Raw genomic sequence first — 16,856 nt, 5'->3', positions numbered from 1 at the left:
CTTATCGAATTTTAAATAGCGGCTTTAATGGGTTACATTGAAGGCATTTTTCAAGGTTTTCATTATCAACAGCATTTTTTAGAATAGGAAAAACTTCATCATAGACCGTTAATAATCTTTGGATATCGCTGTCACTATGGGAATAACTCATGTTATGTGTGCCAATTGTTAAAATTCCACGCGCAAAGACTTCTTGTAAAAACAACGTTTTTATTTCCCATTGGTCATAACGGTTTCCCTCTCGAAATAACAAAAATGACCAGGAAGGATGGCCTGCTATCGAAAGCAAATGGCTAATATCATGTTTCTCAACTAAACTTTGTATACCTTTTATTACTTTCTGTCCCTGTGTTTTTATCGTTTCAATAATAGGCAGCTTTTGCAATTTTGTCATTGTCGCTAATGATGCCGCTAGTGATAAAGCCTCCCCTCCAAAAGTAAAAGAAAAAAAGACCTCTTCCATCAATTTCATAATGTTTCCCCGACCAACTATAGTCGACAAAGGATATCCGTTAGCCATTCCCTTACCAAATGTCGCTAGATCCGGAATAACACCAAAGTACTCTTGAGCACCGCCATTCGCGTAACGAAATCCTGTTACTGTCTCATCAAAGATAAGAACAGCACCATTTTTATGAGTTAATTCTTTCACTTCTTCCAGAAAGCCATCTTTCGGCTCAGTGGTATTCATAGGCTCTAAAATGACCGCCGCTACTTGATCCGGCCATGCCTGAAATATTTTTCTTAGCGAATCTACGTCATTATAAGTAAATGAATCCGTCAAATCCCGTACTGCTTTTGGTACTCCCCGATTACGTGATGTACTTCCAATATACCAATCCTGCCAACCATGGTAACCACAGACAGCGATTCGATCGCGTCCTGTATATGCCCTTGCAAGACGTATTGCTCCTGAAGTTGCATCTGAACCATTTTTTCCAAACCGAACCATTTCCGCACATGGAACCATGCTGACTATTTTTTCAGAAACTTGAACCTCAATTGGATGAGGAAGAGAAAAAATAACGCCTTCTTTTAATTGATCCTGAACAGCCTTTGTCACATCTGGATCGTTATATCCTAATGTGACTGCAGCAAGGCTATTTATAAAATCAATATATTCATTGTCATCCACATCCCAAACGCGGCTTCCTGATCCTTTCTTTAAAAAATAGGGTGAGATCCCAAAAGGATAGTGTGTATGACTTTTACTAAATGTTTGACTTCCAAGAGGGATCGTTTTAAGCGCCCTCTCCAACATCATTTCTGAACACTGATAACGTTCTGACATGATTATTCCCTCTTTTTATTTTTTTGGTTTATCAATAAATCAGCTTCCCGTGACTTCTGAAACCCTTCATTTCGTTTTATATGTTTATTCAAATCCTTTAGGTTTGGATTATTATCTAAAAAAATCAATATGTCTTTTGTTGTAAAATACGGATTAGATGGATATAGTTGTTCATATATTTTAGCTACCAGCTCAAAATCTATTTCCTCATCAACCGTCCAGCGCAATTGTGACAAATCTCTTTGATTTTTATAACTGCCAATTTTAAATCGATGAGGATGTTCATAGATAAAAGGTGTAACATGTTCTGTGTGGGAAGGAAGTACAGCCTCTTCCCATGCTTGCTTTAAGCAAGAAAAACGAAATACTTCCACATCTAAACCATCAGGATAGGTAGGTTCAATTGTATTACTTGTATAGTCGTAATCACCCTGCAAATGAAATGCAATAACTTTGTCAATCAAATGGGGATCGATAAGAGGACAATCACCGGTTAGTCTTACTATATTGATTGGAGAAAAAAGGATTGCAGCCTTATAGAATCGGTCAAGAACATTCTTTAGTTTTCCTCTAAAACATGTAATGTTGTTTTCCTTGCACAATTGTTCAATCGGATCATCTGAAGTCTCTTCACTCGTAGCAACTATTAACCGATCGATATAATTTGACCGTTTTATACGTTCAATTTGTTTAAGGAGCATAGGAGAACCAAGAATGGGTTTTAGCACTTTCCCCGGTAAACGAGTGGAAGAAACTCTGGCTTGGAGAATAGCCAATATCATTTTTATAAAATCCCCTTTATAATAAATATTTTCTTGTCTATTCATCGCTTTTTTAATAAACCTTTAATCCCGCATAACTATTCATTAAATCATCCTTAATGTCCCTAATTCCACATAGTTGGATTAATGATTTCCTCTGGTACATCGTTAAAAAGAAAGTGGATTTGTTTTATAATATTGTCGGTTAACTTAGGTAAGGTTATTAATTTTAGATTACTTTCTACTTGTTTTTTTGTTTCACAACCAATCACTATTTTTTTTATTTCAGGTATATCTCTAACAAACAGCATGGATAGCTCGGAAGGACTTAATCCTATTTCAAGCGATAACTTTCTAAGCTTCTGTAAAGGTTCTTTCGCATTTTGCAAATATGGAGGTAAATCGGCAGGATCCAAAAAAATTAATCCTTGGAGATAAATGCTTCTTGCATATATGTCAATCCCATGTTTTGATAATTCATTTAATAACCCAGAATTGATCAAGCGGTGATCTAATATATTAATTGGAATTTGTACTGCATCAAAGCAACCAAGGGAAATAACTTGTTTTATTTCATCTGGATGATATATAGATATACCTATTTTTTTAATCAAGCCTTCGTGTTTTAATTTAACTAAACTAGAAACCACCTCCCCTTCATAGGAAGTCATATCATCGGGATTGTGTAATAAGCAAACATCAATGGACTGAATATTTAATTTATTTAATGAAGACATCACCATTTTTTTAACATAGGCAACCATATTTTCGGTTGTAGAACCGCAGTCTAAATTAACTGAGGGAATTTTTGTTATAATAGTTGGTAATTTTCTCTTTAATGTCTTTTGTTCATGTATAAATTCACCTATTATGCTTTCACTTTCTCCATATCCCGGTGCTGTATCTAATGAATTGATTCCTTTTGAAACAGCATAATTGATGATATCTAAAGCATCTTTTTTATTGGGCTTACCTGTTTTATTTGCAATACCGTACATCTGACCCAACTGAGCTGTGCCCATGGTTAACTTTGAAACGTTATTTTTCATTTCAATATCCATTTTCCCCCTCCATTGAGTAAAGGGTTAAAAATCAGGAGAGCAGCTACGTCCGAATGGCAAATAGAAAACTAAGATTTGGACTATTTCAATCATGTTTAAGCTTAACCTATATATTTGATTCCTACTTGTAATTTTTTTCCTTTGAATAATAACGAATCACTTTCTTAACTGCACTTATCACATCATAAACATCTGCTTCTTCCATTGCCGGGAATAAAGGAAGAGTGATCATTTCTTCGTATAATTTTTCAGCTTCCGGGCATATTCCTTTTTTATAACCAAGCTGTTGATAATATGGCTGCATGTACACTGGAATATAGTGTACATTTACTCCGATATTCTCTTTCACAAGGGCTTCGTAAATTTGCTTCCGATTCGCATTTAATAATTCCATATTTAATCGAACAATATATAAATGCCAACTTGAATCAGAAAAAGCCGGCTGATATGGAACTTTTATTTCTCGAAGCTCCCGAAAAGCCTCGTTGTATATTTCTACATATTTTTTTCGCAGTTCTAAAAACTTTTCAAGTTTATCCAACTGGCTTATCCCAAGAGCTGCTTGAAAATCTGTCATACGATAGTTAAATCCTAAAAACTGCATTTCATAATACCATGGTCCATGTTGTTCTTTTAATAGACCCGGATCACGCGTAATACCGTGAGTACGGAATTGAAGCAGTTTTTTGTAATAATCTTCGCTGTTTGTTGTAATGACTCCGCCTTCTCCGGTGGTTATATGTTTAACAGGGTGAAAGCTAAACATTGCCATGTCACTGATAGAACCGATCTTCTTACCATTATATTTAGCACCTATTGCATGAGCTGCATCCTCAATCACTACTAAATTATTTTCTTTTGCTATTTTAATAATGGCATCCAGATCAGCAGGCTGACCTGTAAAATCGACTGGAATAATTGCTTTTGTTTTATCGGTGATCAATTGTTCAATTTTTTGAGGGTTGATATTGTATGTTTTTGGATCAATATCCGCAAAAACAGGACTGCCTCCCAAATAGAGAACACAGTTTGCACTTGCCACAAACGTCATAGGAGTCGTTATGACTTCATCTCCACCGGAAATGCCAGCAGCATAACATGCCCCGTGTAATGCCGCTGTACCGTTAGAGAATGAAACCGCATATTTTGAGCCGACATATTTTGCTATCTCCTCTTCAAATCTTCCCACTTCCGGTCCTGTAGTAAGGTAATCCCCTCTTAGCACTTTGATAACTGCCTGAATGTCCTCTTCGTCAATCCACTGTTTCCCATAAGAAAGAAACGAATCCCTAACCGGTTTCCCTCCATGAATGGCTAATTCCAAATGATTGTTCATAGATGCTCCTTACTCAAATGAGATTAGTTGATTTTATCCATTCTTCTGTTCTGTTTATTCCTTCTTCTAAACTCACTTGTGGTTCCCAGCCTAATAATTTTTTTGCTTTTTCATAGTTACATAATAATTTTGGTATTTCACTTTGGGGATGAATATGTTTAACATGTTCAATACGTGTCTCATCTTGGACAATGAGTTTAGCCAAATCATTTATTGAAATATCCCTTCCTAAACCCGCATTAATAATTTCTCCATTTGCTTGATCTGAATATCCTGTTTTCACAACAAATCGTGCACAATCTTCGACATAGAGAAGGTCGCGGGTTTGTTTCCCATCACCATATATTTGAAGAGGTTTGTCATCCAACTTATTTTTTATGAATATCGCAACAACTCCCCCTTCCCCTCCTGTTTTTTGAAAAGGGCCGTACGTATTAAATGGACGAATAATAACAGTAGGGAGATCATATGCATAGTAATAAGACAAGACCATATTTTCAGCAGCGATTTTTGCACCCGCATAAGGGGATGCAGGTTTCACTCGATCTGTCTCCTTTATCCCTGTTGGACGCGCAGCACGATCATAAACCATGCAAGTACTCATAAACACCAATTTTACATTGTGTTTCTTACACTGTTCCAAGACATGAAAGGTACCAACTGTATCATTATCAAAAGTCGTTTTTGGATTATCAATACTGTCTTGCACATTAATACTTGCACCTAAGTGGTAGCAAAGATCGAACTCATTTAAAAATAACGTTTCAAGCAGGTTGGCGTCTTTAATGTCACCTTTAATGAATTTCACAAATTGTTTATGATTGATAAATTCTTCAATATTTTCTTTTCTTCCATTTGAAAGATCATCTAAAACCCACACATGATGACCATCACTTAGCAATTGTTTAACAACCCATCTGCCGATAAATCCAGCACCACCAGTTACAAGAACTCTCAAATGTAACTTCTCCTCTCTTAAACGAGTTGTTCACTTCGAATCAATGTTCGTATTTCTTCGACTGAAATAGGGGTTTGACTTTCTGAACTGTACGTTCCGTACTTTGGTTTTCTTGCATTTAAATATGTTTCCTGTCCCCCTTGCATTCCGGGAATAATAAACATATCGGGCAACTCCCAAGCCATTGTTGATTCATCATAAGTCATTAATTCCTCATACATTTTTTCGCCTTGCCTTAACCCTATTTCTTCAACTGTTATTCCATCACTTTTAAGATTATATTTTTCACAGGCTTCTTCTATGACAACTGTAACTAAATCGCCTAAGGTAATGACGGGCATCTTTAAAACAAATACTTCACCGCCCTTTGATTCTTGAAGAGCTTTAATAGTCAGTGTAGTCGCCTGTCTTAATGTCATCATGAACCGGGTCATCTTTAGGTCGGTTACTGTAATTCTTTTATTTTCTTTGATCTGTTCAATAAATAATGGAATAACGGATCCCCTGGAGCCCATTACATTTCCAAAGCGTACACTGGCAAACGTTGTTTTTTCACGTCCTTTGCTGTACTGAGCGGCTGATATCAACCTTTCAGCAGTAAGCTTAGTTGCTCCATACGTATTTGTAGGTGAAATGGCTTTGTCAGAACTGGTGAATACTACTTTTGATACGCCTTGAGCAATTGCAGCTTTGATGACATTATAAGTTCCATTAATATTCGTTTGCACAGCTTCATAAGGATTGTATTCACATGCTGGAACATGCTTCATCGCTGCAACATGAAAGACATAATCAATATCCTGCATGGCGCTGAAAACACGATCATAATCACGAACATCTCCAATTAAAAAACGGATATCTTTTCTATTTCCAAGGCGATTTTGCAGGTGATATTGTTTAAACTCGTCTCGGCTAAAAATCCGAACAACCTGTGGTTGTTCTATAAGAATATGGTTGAGCAAGCTTTGACCAATAGTTCCGGTTCCACCGATGATTAAAATTTTTTTGTCTTTAAAAAACACCGCATATCCTTCTCTCTGTTGAAAGTTTGGCGCTTAAGTCAACTAAGGGATTTATACAGTAAATGGTGTAAAGAATAGTAAGAAGACTATTAGTTGAAGTATTTTTTGAGGTTTTAAAAATTGATGAAGCGATATTTTGTCTTTCTATATAACTCCAACTTCATTTTTTAACATCATCTATCGCTTGTTATCCTGTTTATGTTCCTTTGTTTGAGCATCCTGAATAGACTCAAAAGGTTCTCGTATCAGGCTTCGGCAAGGGCCCGTAAGGGAAATGGGCGAAGCCTTATGCGTAAATCATGTAGCATGGACCGTTTTTGTCCATGTTACATGATTTATGTGGATTTATATATGATCAGGCTTTATTTCAAATAAATTAAAAGCTAATCTACGAACAATTAATTTATTTTCACTTTTTTCTATTTTATTTAATTTATCAAAAAAGGTTATAATTTGCTCTTCCGTAAATTCCAGCTCCGCTGGACCTCTTTGTCTCAAGGGATTATTTTGTAAAAAAGAATTGTCTGAAGAACTTTCACCCTCTAAACTGATCTTATCTAATAAGTGGATAATCTTTTCATAAGCATAGTTTTCATCCATCGCTTCATAATGTTGAGATAGAATTGTTTTTCGTTCATTAATCTGTTGTTGCTCTTCAATATGATTCATTTTCCCATCTTCTAAGGAATCAATGAAAGAAAATAGATCACTAATAGTAAATGCCTTATAACTAACTTCATTTGGTAAATCTTCATCAATTTCTTCAGATGTAAATGGCATATAAGAAATAACTGGCCGGTCAAGTAAAAATGTCTCAATACCTGTAGTGCAGCCATTGTGTATAACTAATTTAGAAGCTAAAATCCACTTTACAACACTTCCCTCATGGGCAACAAATACATTTTTACAATTCGACAGTTCTTCTCGGTAACTATCACAATTTTCGCCAGGATGAGGGCGGATAACAATGTTTAGATTCGGATATTTTGGACTTAATTCTTTAATCATCTCAATAAAGTGTTCATAAAGTTTCTGCATGTCATCTTTTCCAACACCAAACCCGCCTTTTCGATTGTAGCTTGTGAATCTGGTATTTATTAAAATAAAATCTCCATGCTGTTTTTTTATCCTTTCAACATCATCGCTGTATAAGCTGCGAAATTTTTTCAATAGTAAATCGAAACGGGGATGACCTGTTAGATGAAATTTTTCTTTAAATTGAGGATAGGCCTTTACAAGCGTATCCCTTTGAAACTTCCCCCAACAATATACTTGATCAAGTATTTCATAGTCCTTTTCGTCCGTTCTTTTTTGTAAATAACGATCTTCATCGAAAAATAAGGCTTCTTCATCCAATTCGACAGCAGCATGCCCCAACTTTTTTACAATAGGTTTATATTTTTTAGCTCCGCCGCCTCCTGAATTTCCCTTGAATAAAAAGATACCTTTAGGTAACAATTCGGCGTTTTCATATATTTTTTTTTGCTTTCCAAGAAGTACACTATAGTTTTGTTTAACTGCATAATAGGTTAGGAGTAATTTGGCATCCAATTCCCTTGTTATTACTTGCATCGGTAAATAAAGCCATCTTTCTGACAATAGAGACACCCTTTCTGATTCTTATAAACGAAAAGAACGATTTCTTCATAACATATTATATTGCTGCTTATAGGAGGTGGAACATAGACAAAAGCGGAAATTACCGAAAGGAGATTTTTCTCTGTAAAGGGATTATGAAGGGGATGAATCTTTCTGCCAGATATACGAATGGTATGATAAGAGTAATTTCAAGAAATACATATATAGAAAGACAACATTTCGATCAGATTTTTCAGTCTATAACATCAAGATCCTGCGGAAAGATTGAACTTTTCATTAAAGAAGAAAAAATATACGCCTTCAGGTTACACTAGCCCGTCAGACGCGAGGAAGAACACATCATTAAATTGAAAATAATACACCTTTAAAAATAGACAAAAGAAATCGCTAATAAAAAGATTAACTTTCTACCAGTTCAATCAAGCCATATGCGCCTTGTAAAAACGCTACTTTTTTTCCATTAAATAAAACAGCAGGTTTAGGAGGGGAAATTAAAAAAGCACCATTTGAAACTAATTCATCAATCTTAGACGATATATTATTTACTTTATAGCATATATGGTAATAGGTTATATTCCGGTTTAACATTGTGCTGATTTGCTCACCTGAGACCAACTCTATATTTAATCCATTCTCAACTGAAAGCATACATAACCTTGCTTTTTGTTTTTCATCATATACGATTTCACTTACACTCTTTACATCATGGATTTTTTTGATCTTCTTTATTTCTTTTTCAATATCTTTACATGCAATACCAATATGATGGAATTCCAAAATATTTCTTCCCCCTTTATTCCATCTTAGATTTAATCAAATTAACAATGGATTTTACATTTTTAAACTTTTCTACCTCATCCACACCAATATTTATATTAAATTCTTCACTCACAGCAACGATAATACTTACCGTAGCTAAAGAGTCCCATCCTTCAAAATCGTCACGTGTTGTATGTTCAGTAATAACTAACTCCTCATTATCTAGTATATCCCTAAATATTTCCTGTAACTTCTCTAGGATCATTCATACCCATCCTTTGCAATGTATTTATTTTTCTCTTCTATTACCAATAACTCATTTACTTTGAGATTCATTCCCTATCTGTCTATGCTATAAAATTCATCACATCCTTAACTGCAGGATAAGAAGGTCGACCTTTTCATTAAAAATTCCGTAAGTCAGTCAGAATGGGACAGTACCGGCCCCTAATCTTATAAGTTTCTCTTTAGTAAAAAATCAATTATAATTTTCATCATAAAATTTTCCAATCAGAACTTTAAACTCTTTGATTAAATTAATGTCTTTCCGCTGCTTTAGGAGTTTCATCATATTATCTGTTAAGTATTTTCCTTTTCTTGATTCTAGTATGGTGTAAAAATCTTCCGATAGAATAGCCATTCTAACAGCATCATGTTTTTTACCGTATCTAATAAGCGGCTGCCTTAAAAGCCCTTCTATTTTATAGCCAAGCAGAGTTAATTGATTTACCCATTGCCACAATCCTTCAATTTGTCCAGCCTGTATCCTATTTAGATTTAATTTTTGAAAGCCGTATTCTGTCATCATTGCGATTGCTTCAAAAGGTGCGCCAGGGGTATATATTTTATTTCCCATTACTAGAGAAACCTCGGCTACTCTGTTAATTAAATCTATATCCTTTAATGAAACCACACCACACATTTCCTCTGTTTTCTTGTCAATGATTGATAACATGATCCAATCTTTCCTGTTTAATGCATCTGTCACATATTTCATTTGATTTTCACGTGTGTTAGGATATACCCCTTGATGGAGATATTTTGTTACTTCATCATTATTAAACCATGTATGCCAGTCACCTTGTATAATATCATTCTCTATATTTGGTACTCTTAGATCCACTACCGTTCCTTTTAAAAATACATCCATTTTCACACCTTCTTTCTCTAAATTGTCACTTTTATACATATGCTTAACAATGACAAAAGTTCAAATTATTTTTTTCATTATTTAACCTTAATATATAAATCCACATAAAGAATTTGACATGAGCAAAAAACGCTCATGCGTAAATCATTGAACATGAGAGCGCTTTTTGCTCATGTTCAATGATTTATGTGGATTTATATTAGGTAATCCATCACTCACTATCCGCACTCGTACACTGAACGAGAGATTTATAGTCGTCCGTTTCGCAAACGATAGAAGAGTTTTTTAGAAGACTTTTAGTACCTTTACGCCAAGTATGATGCTCCGGTGTTGATGCTCTTAAGCATGCATAATGGCACTTGTCTGTTGAATACATTCTATATCCTTTTGTTCTGCACTTTCTTAAAAAAGTACTATCTTCCCCTTTATTTTTATGGCGAAACCTGACTTGTTCACTGATTTCCTTCTTGAATAACAATGTAGCTCCCATTAATTCTCCTTCCACGAACATATTTTCATTACCTGGTCTGTGTATTGCGAGTGTTCGCAAATTTTCAAAGTACATATAGACCGTCCTTTTCCCAACTATATCTGCATTCATCTCCTCTAAGGCCTCCATTGACTGTGCAAGATAATGAGGAGCATAGTAATCGTCATCATCAAATTTCGCAATAAAATCGTACTTTGCTTTTTCAATTCCGTAATTTAAACACTCACCTAAAGTGACCTCTTCCGATAATTGATACACGGATACTCCTTGGGATTGTTTTGCCCTTTCTTCCCATTTCGTAATATCCATATTATCCTTGTTTAAAATAATGATAAGCTCTTTTTCCTTCCAAGCTTGTCTTTCATAGTTTTGAAACACATTTTCCATAAAGTTCTGTCGCATTGAACAACATACAATAGAAACCATTTTCTTATACTCCTTTCAAAGAAAGAACATTTATTCAGTCTTTTTGCGTCTTCCAATCGGGGCCTCGTAATTACAATTAGTTAACTAATTGTATATATAAAACATTCTTCTTTTTAATGGATTCTTCGTTTTTTATACATTCACCTCACGCTGTTAAAATAACAACATGATTTACTCTCGATAGCAGTGATTGTAAGCTGGGAGAATGTTCAATAGAAAGTCATATACCGCTTTAAACTCTTCTATAACCAGGGTAAACACATGAGGTCATATTAGCCGGAGTACCAAACCATCTTTTATCGAGATTCAAAACTTGAAAAGCTTTTTATATCAATTAATTCTCCTTTAATAGTATATTGTTAATTCCTAAAACTGATTGGACAATAATCATACATCAAATGCCCATTTTAATAGATTAAATCAAACAGCGTCCCTATTAAAGCGACGCTGTTTGATTTGATTGGGAAGTAATAAACTCCTGCCTCCCGCAAACTTGAAATCACTTGTTTGAATTAGCCTGTAGGAAGGTTTAGATATGCTTCATTGTTGCAGCATCGTTTGTCTTACGTTCCTCCTATAGGAGAACACACAATCACATTAATATTTACCTACATAATATATGACTAACACAAATGATTGAGGTGACTCAAAATGTACATTGTAACGGCATCGAGTGATGGTTATGCTAAACACTTGGGAGTAATGCTACATTCATTACTAGAAAATCTGGACAACAAAACCGATACCTATATCTTTATTATTGAGGGAAATATCTCTAGTGAAAATAAATGTAAACTTCAAAGAGTTGTAGGAAGGTTTAATTTACAGGCTGAATTTATCACGATTGACGATGATTTTTTTCACTCTTTTGAAAACCGTAAAATCAGTTATATCGGTAAAGAAACATATTATCGGATTATCATTCCGGACCTATTGAGGGGGGATATTACGAAAGCACTGTATCTTGACTGTGATCTTATCGTAAAAGAAGACATATCAACATTATGGAATATAAATATTGATGACTATTTCTTAGCTGCGGTCGAGGAATTAGGTGTTAAGAAAAAAAGAAAAAAAACTCTATCAATACCTAAAAAGTTTGGCTATTTTAATGCCGGTGTCTTGTTAATCAATTTACAAAAGTGGAGAGAACATAATATCTTAACACAAGTGATCCAATATATAAGAGATAACCCTACAAAAATAAAAATAATGGATCAAGATGGACTAAATGCCATTTTACATGATAAGTGGCTCGAACTGGACCCTAAATGGAATTACACAACTGATATTCGGAACAGGCTTCATATTGATAACCCGGCTATTATTCATTTCACCGGCCGGAATAAACCATGGAATTCAGAGCATCCATTTAAGCAAGAATACTTTAAATATCTAAGTTCTTCTCTATGGGAACAAGAAAATGAATTAATCTAACATGACTAACACAAATCATTGAGGTGATTCAACATGTACATTGTGACCGCATCGAGCGATGATTATGCTAAACACTTGGGAGTAATGTTACATTCATTACTAGAAAATCTGGACAACAAAACCGATACCCATATCTTTATTATCGAAGCAAATATCTCTAGTGAAAATAAATCCAAACTTGAAAGAATTGTAGGAAGGTTTAATTTACAGGCCAACTTTATCACCGTTGATGACAATCTTTTTAATTCTTTGGAAAAAGGTAAACACTGGTACGGCAGTAAAGAAGCATATTATCGGATTATCATTCCGGACCTATTGAGTAAGGATATTACGAAAGTACTGTATCTTGACTGTGATCTTATCGTAAAAGAGGACATATCAACATTATGGAATATAAATATTGATGACTATTTCCTAGCTGCGGTCGAGGAGTTAGGCATTAAGAAAAAAAAGAAAAGAAGTCTATCAATGCCTAAAAAATCCAGTTATTTTAATGCCGGTGTCTTGTTAATCAATTTGCAAAAGTGGAGAGAACATAATATGTCAACACAAGTGATCCAATATATTAAAGATAACCCTACAAAAATTGAATACAGGGATCAAGATGGATTAAATGCTATTCTGCATGATAAGTGGCTCGAACTGGACCCTAAATGGAATTACACAACTGAGAATAAGGGAAAGATTCACATTGATAACCCGGCTATTATTCATTTCACTAGTGCGAAGAAACCATGGAATTCAGAGCATCCATTTAAGAAAGAATACTTTAAGTATCTAAGTTCTTCTCTATGGGAACAAGAAAATGAATCAATCTAACATGACGATACGAAGATCTTTGTAAGCTCGTTCAAGATGAAAAACAGAAAAGCGCAAATAGAAGAAAGATCGATGACGGAGGTTAAAAAATGAAGGGGCCGACTCAAAAGCCTTCAGGGAATGACAATAATCTATTTTTCTGTGATGAACCGTCACCGAGATCCTTGATTTTCTTGGAGTTTTAATGACGGTTCATTGCAGGAGGGTGTCCCTAAAATTGGGACACCCTCTTCTTTTCTATTTTATACAGCAAAATTGATGATAATTTATTCTAAATAGTACCTTGTAAATCAATCACGTGAAAAGACATAGCCTTCGTCACAGGCGAATGCTCCAATGGAATCGTGTGGGGTATCACTTTTTCCATCCAAACGACAAAAGCATCTGGAGTCATCCATTCGTACAACTGATCATGAAAACAAAGCTTCATTGTTGCAGCACCGTTTGTCTTACATTCCTCCTATAGGAGAACACACAATCACATTATTATCAACTTACATAATATATGACTAACACAAATCATTGAGGTGATTCAACATGTACATTGTGACCGCATCGAGTGATGGTTATGCCCAACACATGGGAGTCATGTTACATTCATTATTAGAGAATCTGGACAACAAAACCGATACCCATATCTTTATTATTGAGGCAAATATCTCTAGTGAAAATAAATGTAAACTTGAAAGAATTGTAGAAAGGTTTAATCTACAGGCTAAATTTATCACCGTTGATGACAATCTTTTTAATTCTTTTGACACAGGTATTTTCTGGTTCGGCAGTAAACTCTGTTACGGCAGTAAAGAAGCATATTATCGGATTATCATTCCAGACCTATTGAGTAAGGATATTACGAAAGTACTGTATCTTGACTGCGATCTTATCGTAGAAGAAGACATATCAACATTATGGAATATAAATATTGATGACTATTTCCTAGCCGCAACCGAGGAAGGTATTAAGAAAAAAAGAAAAAAAACTCTATCAATACCTAAAAAATCCAGTTATTTTAATGCCGGTGTCTTGTTAATCAATTTACAAAAGTGGAGAGAAAATAATATACCAATACAAGTGATCCAATATATTAAAGATAACCCTACAAAAATTGACTACATGGATCAAGATGCATTAAATGCTATTCTACATGATAAGTGGCTCAAGCTGGACCCCAAATGGAATTACACAAATGAAAGTAAGAGAAGGATTCACATTGAAAACCCGGCTATTATTCATTTCGCTGGTGCGGATAAACCATGGAATTCAGAGCATCCATTTAAGAAAGAATACTTTAAGTATCTAAGTTCTTCTCTATGGGAACAAGAAAATGAATCAATCTAACATGACTAACACAAATCATTGAGGTGATTCAACATGTACATTGTGACGGCATCGAGTGATGGTTATGCTAAACACTTGGGAGTCATGTTACATTCATTATTAGAGAATCTGGACAATAAAACCGATATCCATATCTTTATTATTTAGGCAAATATCTCCAGTGAAAATAAATGTAAACTTGAAAGAGTGGTAGGAAGGTTTAATTTACAGGCCAGATTCATCACCGTTGATGATAATCTTTTTAATTCTTTGGAAAAAGGTAAACTCTTGCACGGCAGTAAAGAAGCATATTATCGGATTATCATTCCGGACCTATTGAGCGAGGATATTACGAAAGTACTGTATCTTGACTGCGACCTTATCGTAAAAGAGGACATATCAACATTATGGAATATAAATATTGATGACTATTTCCTAGCCGCAACCGAGGAAGGTATTACGAAAAAAAGAAAAAAAGTCTATCAATACCTAAAAAATCCAGTTATTTTAATGCCGGTGTCTTGTTAATCAATTTACAAAAGTGGAGAGAAAATGATATACCAGTGCAAGTGATCCAATATACAAAAGATAACCCTGCAAAAATTGACTACATGGATCAAGATGCATTAAATGCTATTCTACATGATAAATGGCTCGAACTGGACCCTAAATGGAATTACACAACTGAATGTATGGAAAGGCTTCACATTGATAACCCGGCTATTATTCATTTCACTAGTGCGAAGAAACCATGGAATTCAGAGCATCCATTTAAGCAAGAATACTTAAAATATCTAAATTCTTCTCTATGGGAACAAGAAAATTAATTAATCTAACATGACTATATTATATAAATCCGCCTTAATTTTTTAACATCAAACTTCGCCTTTTATTCTCTTCTATCTCTTTTGATTTTCTCATCTTGAATAAGCGAAAAAGGTTCTCATATAAGGCTTTGCCAAGAGACCGTAAGGTAGATTGGCAAAGCCTTATGCGTAAATAAATGGACATGGATGCTCTTTATCCATGTCCATTTATTTATGTGGATTCATATATATGGTATATCTATGTGAAAAATCGCCTTGCTTTAGGCGATTTCCACATCTATTAACTTCACTATTCGTTTCTCATTGACGACCATACTGGTGAGATAAGATTGAATCTTCATGCCAAATCGTTAACTAATTGTATATATAGCGATAGTCGAAAACATTCTTCTTTTTAATGGACTCTTCATTTTTTATAAATTCATCCCACGCTGTTAAAACAACAACATGATTTACTCTCGATAGCAGTGATTGTAAGTTAGAAGAATATTCAATGGGAAGATCATATGCCTCTTTAAACTCTTCCACTGCCATAGGATCATAAGCGATAATATTTTTGTATCCTCTTTGTATCAAGCATTCAATGATTGCTTTTGCCGGTGTATCCCTTATATCATTTGAATTTGGCTTGAATGCTAAACCGAGAATTCCTATATTGTCTTTCTCCTCTGCTCTTCCTGCTACATCACTAACAACAAATTCTTTAATGATTTCATTTACTTTTAAGGTGCTTTTTAATAGTTCTGGCGAGTAAGCGTTCTTTAATGACTGACTAACTAAGGCCATCGTATCTTTAGGAAGGCAATAGCCGCCAAATCCACAACCGGGGTAAACATATGAGGTCATATTAGCCGGGGTGCCAACCCATCTTTTATCGAGATGCAAAACTTGAAAGGCTTTTTTTATATCAATATCTCCTATGGATCTGGCGATTAATGACTGTTCATTAGCGAAACTAATGAGAGTTGCCAACAGGGTGTTAGATAAATACTTAATAAATTCAGCAGTATTTAACGTAACCCGATAAATGGGGGCATTAAACAGTTGATAAATTTTTTCTACTATCTGTCCGCTTTTATCTTCTTCCTGACCGATGACAATTCGATCTGGATTCATAAAATCGTCCCAAGCATATCCTTCTCTTAAAAATTCAGGATTATTGGTTAAGCCAATATCTACGCCAACCTCAAAACCCAGCTTTTCTATATACGGTTTAATACTTTCGCTTGTGGTGGATGGAGGAATAGTGGACTTAAGCACCAATACTTTAAAATCCGGCTTTTTTAGATGGGCAGTTACACTATTAATCGCATCCAAAATATAGCCTAAATACGCACTCCCATCAATTTTGCTCGGAGTTCCTACACAAAGAAAGATAATTTCACTATTGTTTACAGCTTCCTGTAAATCATCAACAATCGTAAAGCTTTTGTTTAAGTGCTGATTTAGTTTCTCATCAAGATAAGGTTCATAAAAGGGAATATTTCCTTTTCTTAACTGCTCTTTCTTCTTTTGATCAATATCATAGCCATAAACATTGTACCCTTTATCGCTAAACCCTAAAGCCGTTGTCAACCCAACAAACCCAAGACCAATCACGGTA

Annotated in this window: 18 protein-coding genes; 5 read left to right on the top strand and 13 right to left on the bottom strand. The window is 34.8% G+C overall.

Going from position 1 to position 16,856, the window contains the following annotated elements:
• Position 1: 1 nt before the first annotated feature.
• The 11 genes from ACFOU2_RS25085 to ACFOU2_RS25035 form a co-directional block, all read right to left on the bottom strand.
• A complete protein-coding gene (locus ACFOU2_RS25085; RefSeq protein ID WP_377919055.1) occupies positions 2–1,291 on the bottom strand; it encodes an aminotransferase class III-fold pyridoxal phosphate-dependent enzyme in 1,290 nt (429 codons plus the stop codon).
• Between the two features lie 2 nt (positions 1,292–1,293).
• Positions 1,294–2,118, bottom strand: coding sequence for a cytidylyltransferase domain-containing protein (locus ACFOU2_RS25080; protein WP_377919054.1), 825 nt, complete (start codon positions 2,116–2,118; stop codon positions 1,294–1,296).
• A gap of 59 nt (positions 2,119–2,177) precedes the next feature.
• Positions 2,178–3,113, bottom strand: coding sequence for an aldo/keto reductase (locus ACFOU2_RS25075; RefSeq protein ID WP_377919053.1), 936 nt, complete (start codon positions 3,111–3,113; stop codon positions 2,178–2,180).
• Between the two features lie 121 nt (positions 3,114–3,234).
• Positions 3,235–4,449 (bottom strand): UDP-4-amino-4,6-dideoxy-N-acetyl-beta-L-altrosamine transaminase, encoded by a 1,215-nt coding sequence (pseC, locus tag ACFOU2_RS25070; RefSeq protein ID WP_377919052.1) that lies wholly within the window; start codon positions 4,447–4,449, stop codon positions 3,235–3,237.
• Between the two features lie 13 nt (positions 4,450–4,462).
• Positions 4,463–5,407 (bottom strand): dTDP-glucose 4,6-dehydratase, encoded by a 945-nt coding sequence (locus tag ACFOU2_RS25065; protein ID WP_377919051.1) that lies wholly within the window; start codon positions 5,405–5,407, stop codon positions 4,463–4,465.
• A gap of 17 nt (positions 5,408–5,424) precedes the next feature.
• Entirely contained in the window at positions 5,425–6,429 is a 1,005-nt protein-coding gene (locus ACFOU2_RS25060; protein WP_377919050.1) for an SDR family NAD(P)-dependent oxidoreductase, read from the bottom strand.
• 345 nt (positions 6,430–6,774) lie between these two features.
• Entirely contained in the window at positions 6,775–8,037 is a 1,263-nt protein-coding gene (locus ACFOU2_RS25055) for a surface carbohydrate biosynthesis protein (protein WP_377919049.1), read from the bottom strand.
• 390 nt (positions 8,038–8,427) lie between these two features.
• Positions 8,428–8,805 (bottom strand): VOC family protein, encoded by a 378-nt coding sequence (locus ACFOU2_RS25050; RefSeq protein ID WP_377919048.1) that lies wholly within the window; start codon positions 8,803–8,805, stop codon positions 8,428–8,430.
• Positions 8,806–8,821: 16 nt separating this feature from the next.
• A complete protein-coding gene (locus tag ACFOU2_RS25045) occupies positions 8,822–9,052 on the bottom strand; it encodes an acyl carrier protein (RefSeq protein ID WP_377919047.1) in 231 nt (76 codons plus the stop codon).
• A gap of 213 nt (positions 9,053–9,265) precedes the next feature.
• Entirely contained in the window at positions 9,266–9,937 is a 672-nt protein-coding gene (locus ACFOU2_RS25040; RefSeq protein WP_377919046.1) for a GNAT family N-acetyltransferase, read from the bottom strand.
• 211 nt (positions 9,938–10,148) lie between these two features.
• Positions 10,149–10,853, bottom strand: a complete 705-nt coding sequence (locus ACFOU2_RS25035) for a glycosyltransferase family 2 protein (protein ID WP_377919044.1) — start codon at positions 10,851–10,853, stop codon at positions 10,149–10,151.
• A gap of 651 nt (positions 10,854–11,504) precedes the next feature.
• On the opposite strand from ACFOU2_RS25035, the gene ACFOU2_RS25030 reads away from it, so the two are divergent.
• Together ACFOU2_RS25030 and ACFOU2_RS25025 are read left to right on the top strand one after the other, a co-directional pair.
• Positions 11,505–12,290: a glycosyltransferase family 8 protein gene (locus ACFOU2_RS25030; RefSeq protein ID WP_377919043.1), complete on the top strand. Its 786-nt coding sequence runs from the start codon at positions 11,505–11,507 to the stop codon at positions 12,288–12,290.
• Between the two features lie 33 nt (positions 12,291–12,323).
• Entirely contained in the window at positions 12,324–13,109 is a 786-nt protein-coding gene (locus tag ACFOU2_RS25025) for a glycosyltransferase family 8 protein (RefSeq protein ID WP_377919042.1), read from the top strand.
• A gap of 271 nt (positions 13,110–13,380) precedes the next feature.
• On the opposite strand, the gene ACFOU2_RS25020 is transcribed toward ACFOU2_RS25025, so the two are convergent.
• Positions 13,381–13,539, bottom strand: a complete 159-nt coding sequence (locus ACFOU2_RS25020; protein WP_377919041.1) for a hypothetical protein — start codon at positions 13,537–13,539, stop codon at positions 13,381–13,383.
• 107 nt (positions 13,540–13,646) lie between these two features.
• Here ACFOU2_RS25020 and ACFOU2_RS25015 point away from each other — a divergent pair, with 107 nt between their 5' ends.
• The 3 genes from ACFOU2_RS25015 to ACFOU2_RS25005 all read left to right on the top strand — a co-directional run bounded on the left by ACFOU2_RS25015 (position 13,647) and on the right by ACFOU2_RS25005 (position 15,253).
• Positions 13,647–14,447, top strand: coding sequence for a glycosyltransferase family 8 protein (locus ACFOU2_RS25015; RefSeq protein WP_377919040.1), 801 nt, complete (start codon positions 13,647–13,649; stop codon positions 14,445–14,447).
• Positions 14,448–14,600: 153 nt separating this feature from the next.
• Complete coding sequence (locus ACFOU2_RS25010; protein ID WP_377919181.1) at positions 14,601–14,954, top strand: glycosyltransferase family 8 protein; 354 nt, start codon at positions 14,601–14,603, stop codon at positions 14,952–14,954.
• A 35-nt stretch (positions 14,955–14,989) separates the two neighbouring features.
• Positions 14,990–15,253 (top strand): glycosyltransferase, encoded by a 264-nt coding sequence (locus tag ACFOU2_RS25005; protein WP_377919039.1) that lies wholly within the window; start codon positions 14,990–14,992, stop codon positions 15,251–15,253.
• Between the two features lie 354 nt (positions 15,254–15,607).
• Here ACFOU2_RS25005 and ACFOU2_RS25000 read toward each other — a convergent pair whose 3' ends face one another.
• Entirely contained in the window at positions 15,608–16,852 is a 1,245-nt protein-coding gene (locus tag ACFOU2_RS25000; RefSeq protein WP_377919180.1) for a UDP-glucose dehydrogenase family protein, read from the bottom strand.
• Between the last annotated feature and the right edge of the window lie 4 nt (positions 16,853–16,856).

This window comes from Bacillus songklensis (assembly GCF_042649685.1).
In the GTDB taxonomy this organism is placed as follows: Bacteria; Bacillota; Bacilli; order Bacillales; family Bacillaceae_H; genus Bacillus_BA; species Bacillus_BA songklensis.
Note: the sequence above shows the minus strand (reverse complement) of the source record. Positions and strands in the feature narration are given on the sequence as shown.

Bases quoted from the DNA above. Each gene is read 5' to 3' on its own strand.
- ACFOU2_RS25085 (WP_377919055.1), bottom strand. From the start codon at position 1,291: ATGTCAGAACGTTATCAGTGTTCAGAAATGATGTTGGAGAGGGCGCTT.
- ACFOU2_RS25080 (WP_377919054.1), bottom strand. From the start codon at position 2,118: ATGAATAGACAAGAAAATATTTATTATAAAGGGGATTTTATAAAAATG.
- ACFOU2_RS25075 (WP_377919053.1), bottom strand. From the start codon at position 3,113: ATGGATATTGAAATGAAAAATAACGTTTCAAAGTTAACCATGGGCACA.
- pseC (WP_377919052.1), bottom strand. From the start codon at position 4,449: ATGAACAATCATTTGGAATTAGCCATTCATGGAGGGAAACCGGTTAGG.
- ACFOU2_RS25045 (WP_377919047.1), bottom strand. From the start codon at position 9,052: ATGATCCTAGAGAAGTTACAGGAAATATTTAGGGATATACTAGATAAT.
- ACFOU2_RS25040 (WP_377919046.1), bottom strand. From the start codon at position 9,937: ATGGATGTATTTTTAAAAGGAACGGTAGTGGATCTAAGAGTACCAAAT.
- ACFOU2_RS25035 (WP_377919044.1), bottom strand. From the start codon at position 10,853: ATGGTTTCTATTGTATGTTGTTCAATGCGACAGAACTTTATGGAAAAT.
- ACFOU2_RS25030 (WP_377919043.1), top strand. From the start codon at position 11,505: ATGTACATTGTAACGGCATCGAGTGATGGTTATGCTAAACACTTGGGA.
- ACFOU2_RS25025 (WP_377919042.1), top strand. From the start codon at position 12,324: ATGTACATTGTGACCGCATCGAGCGATGATTATGCTAAACACTTGGGA.
- ACFOU2_RS25020 (WP_377919041.1), bottom strand. From the start codon at position 13,539: ATGAAGCTTTGTTTTCATGATCAGTTGTACGAATGGATGACTCCAGAT.
- ACFOU2_RS25015 (WP_377919040.1), top strand. From the start codon at position 13,647: ATGTACATTGTGACCGCATCGAGTGATGGTTATGCCCAACACATGGGA.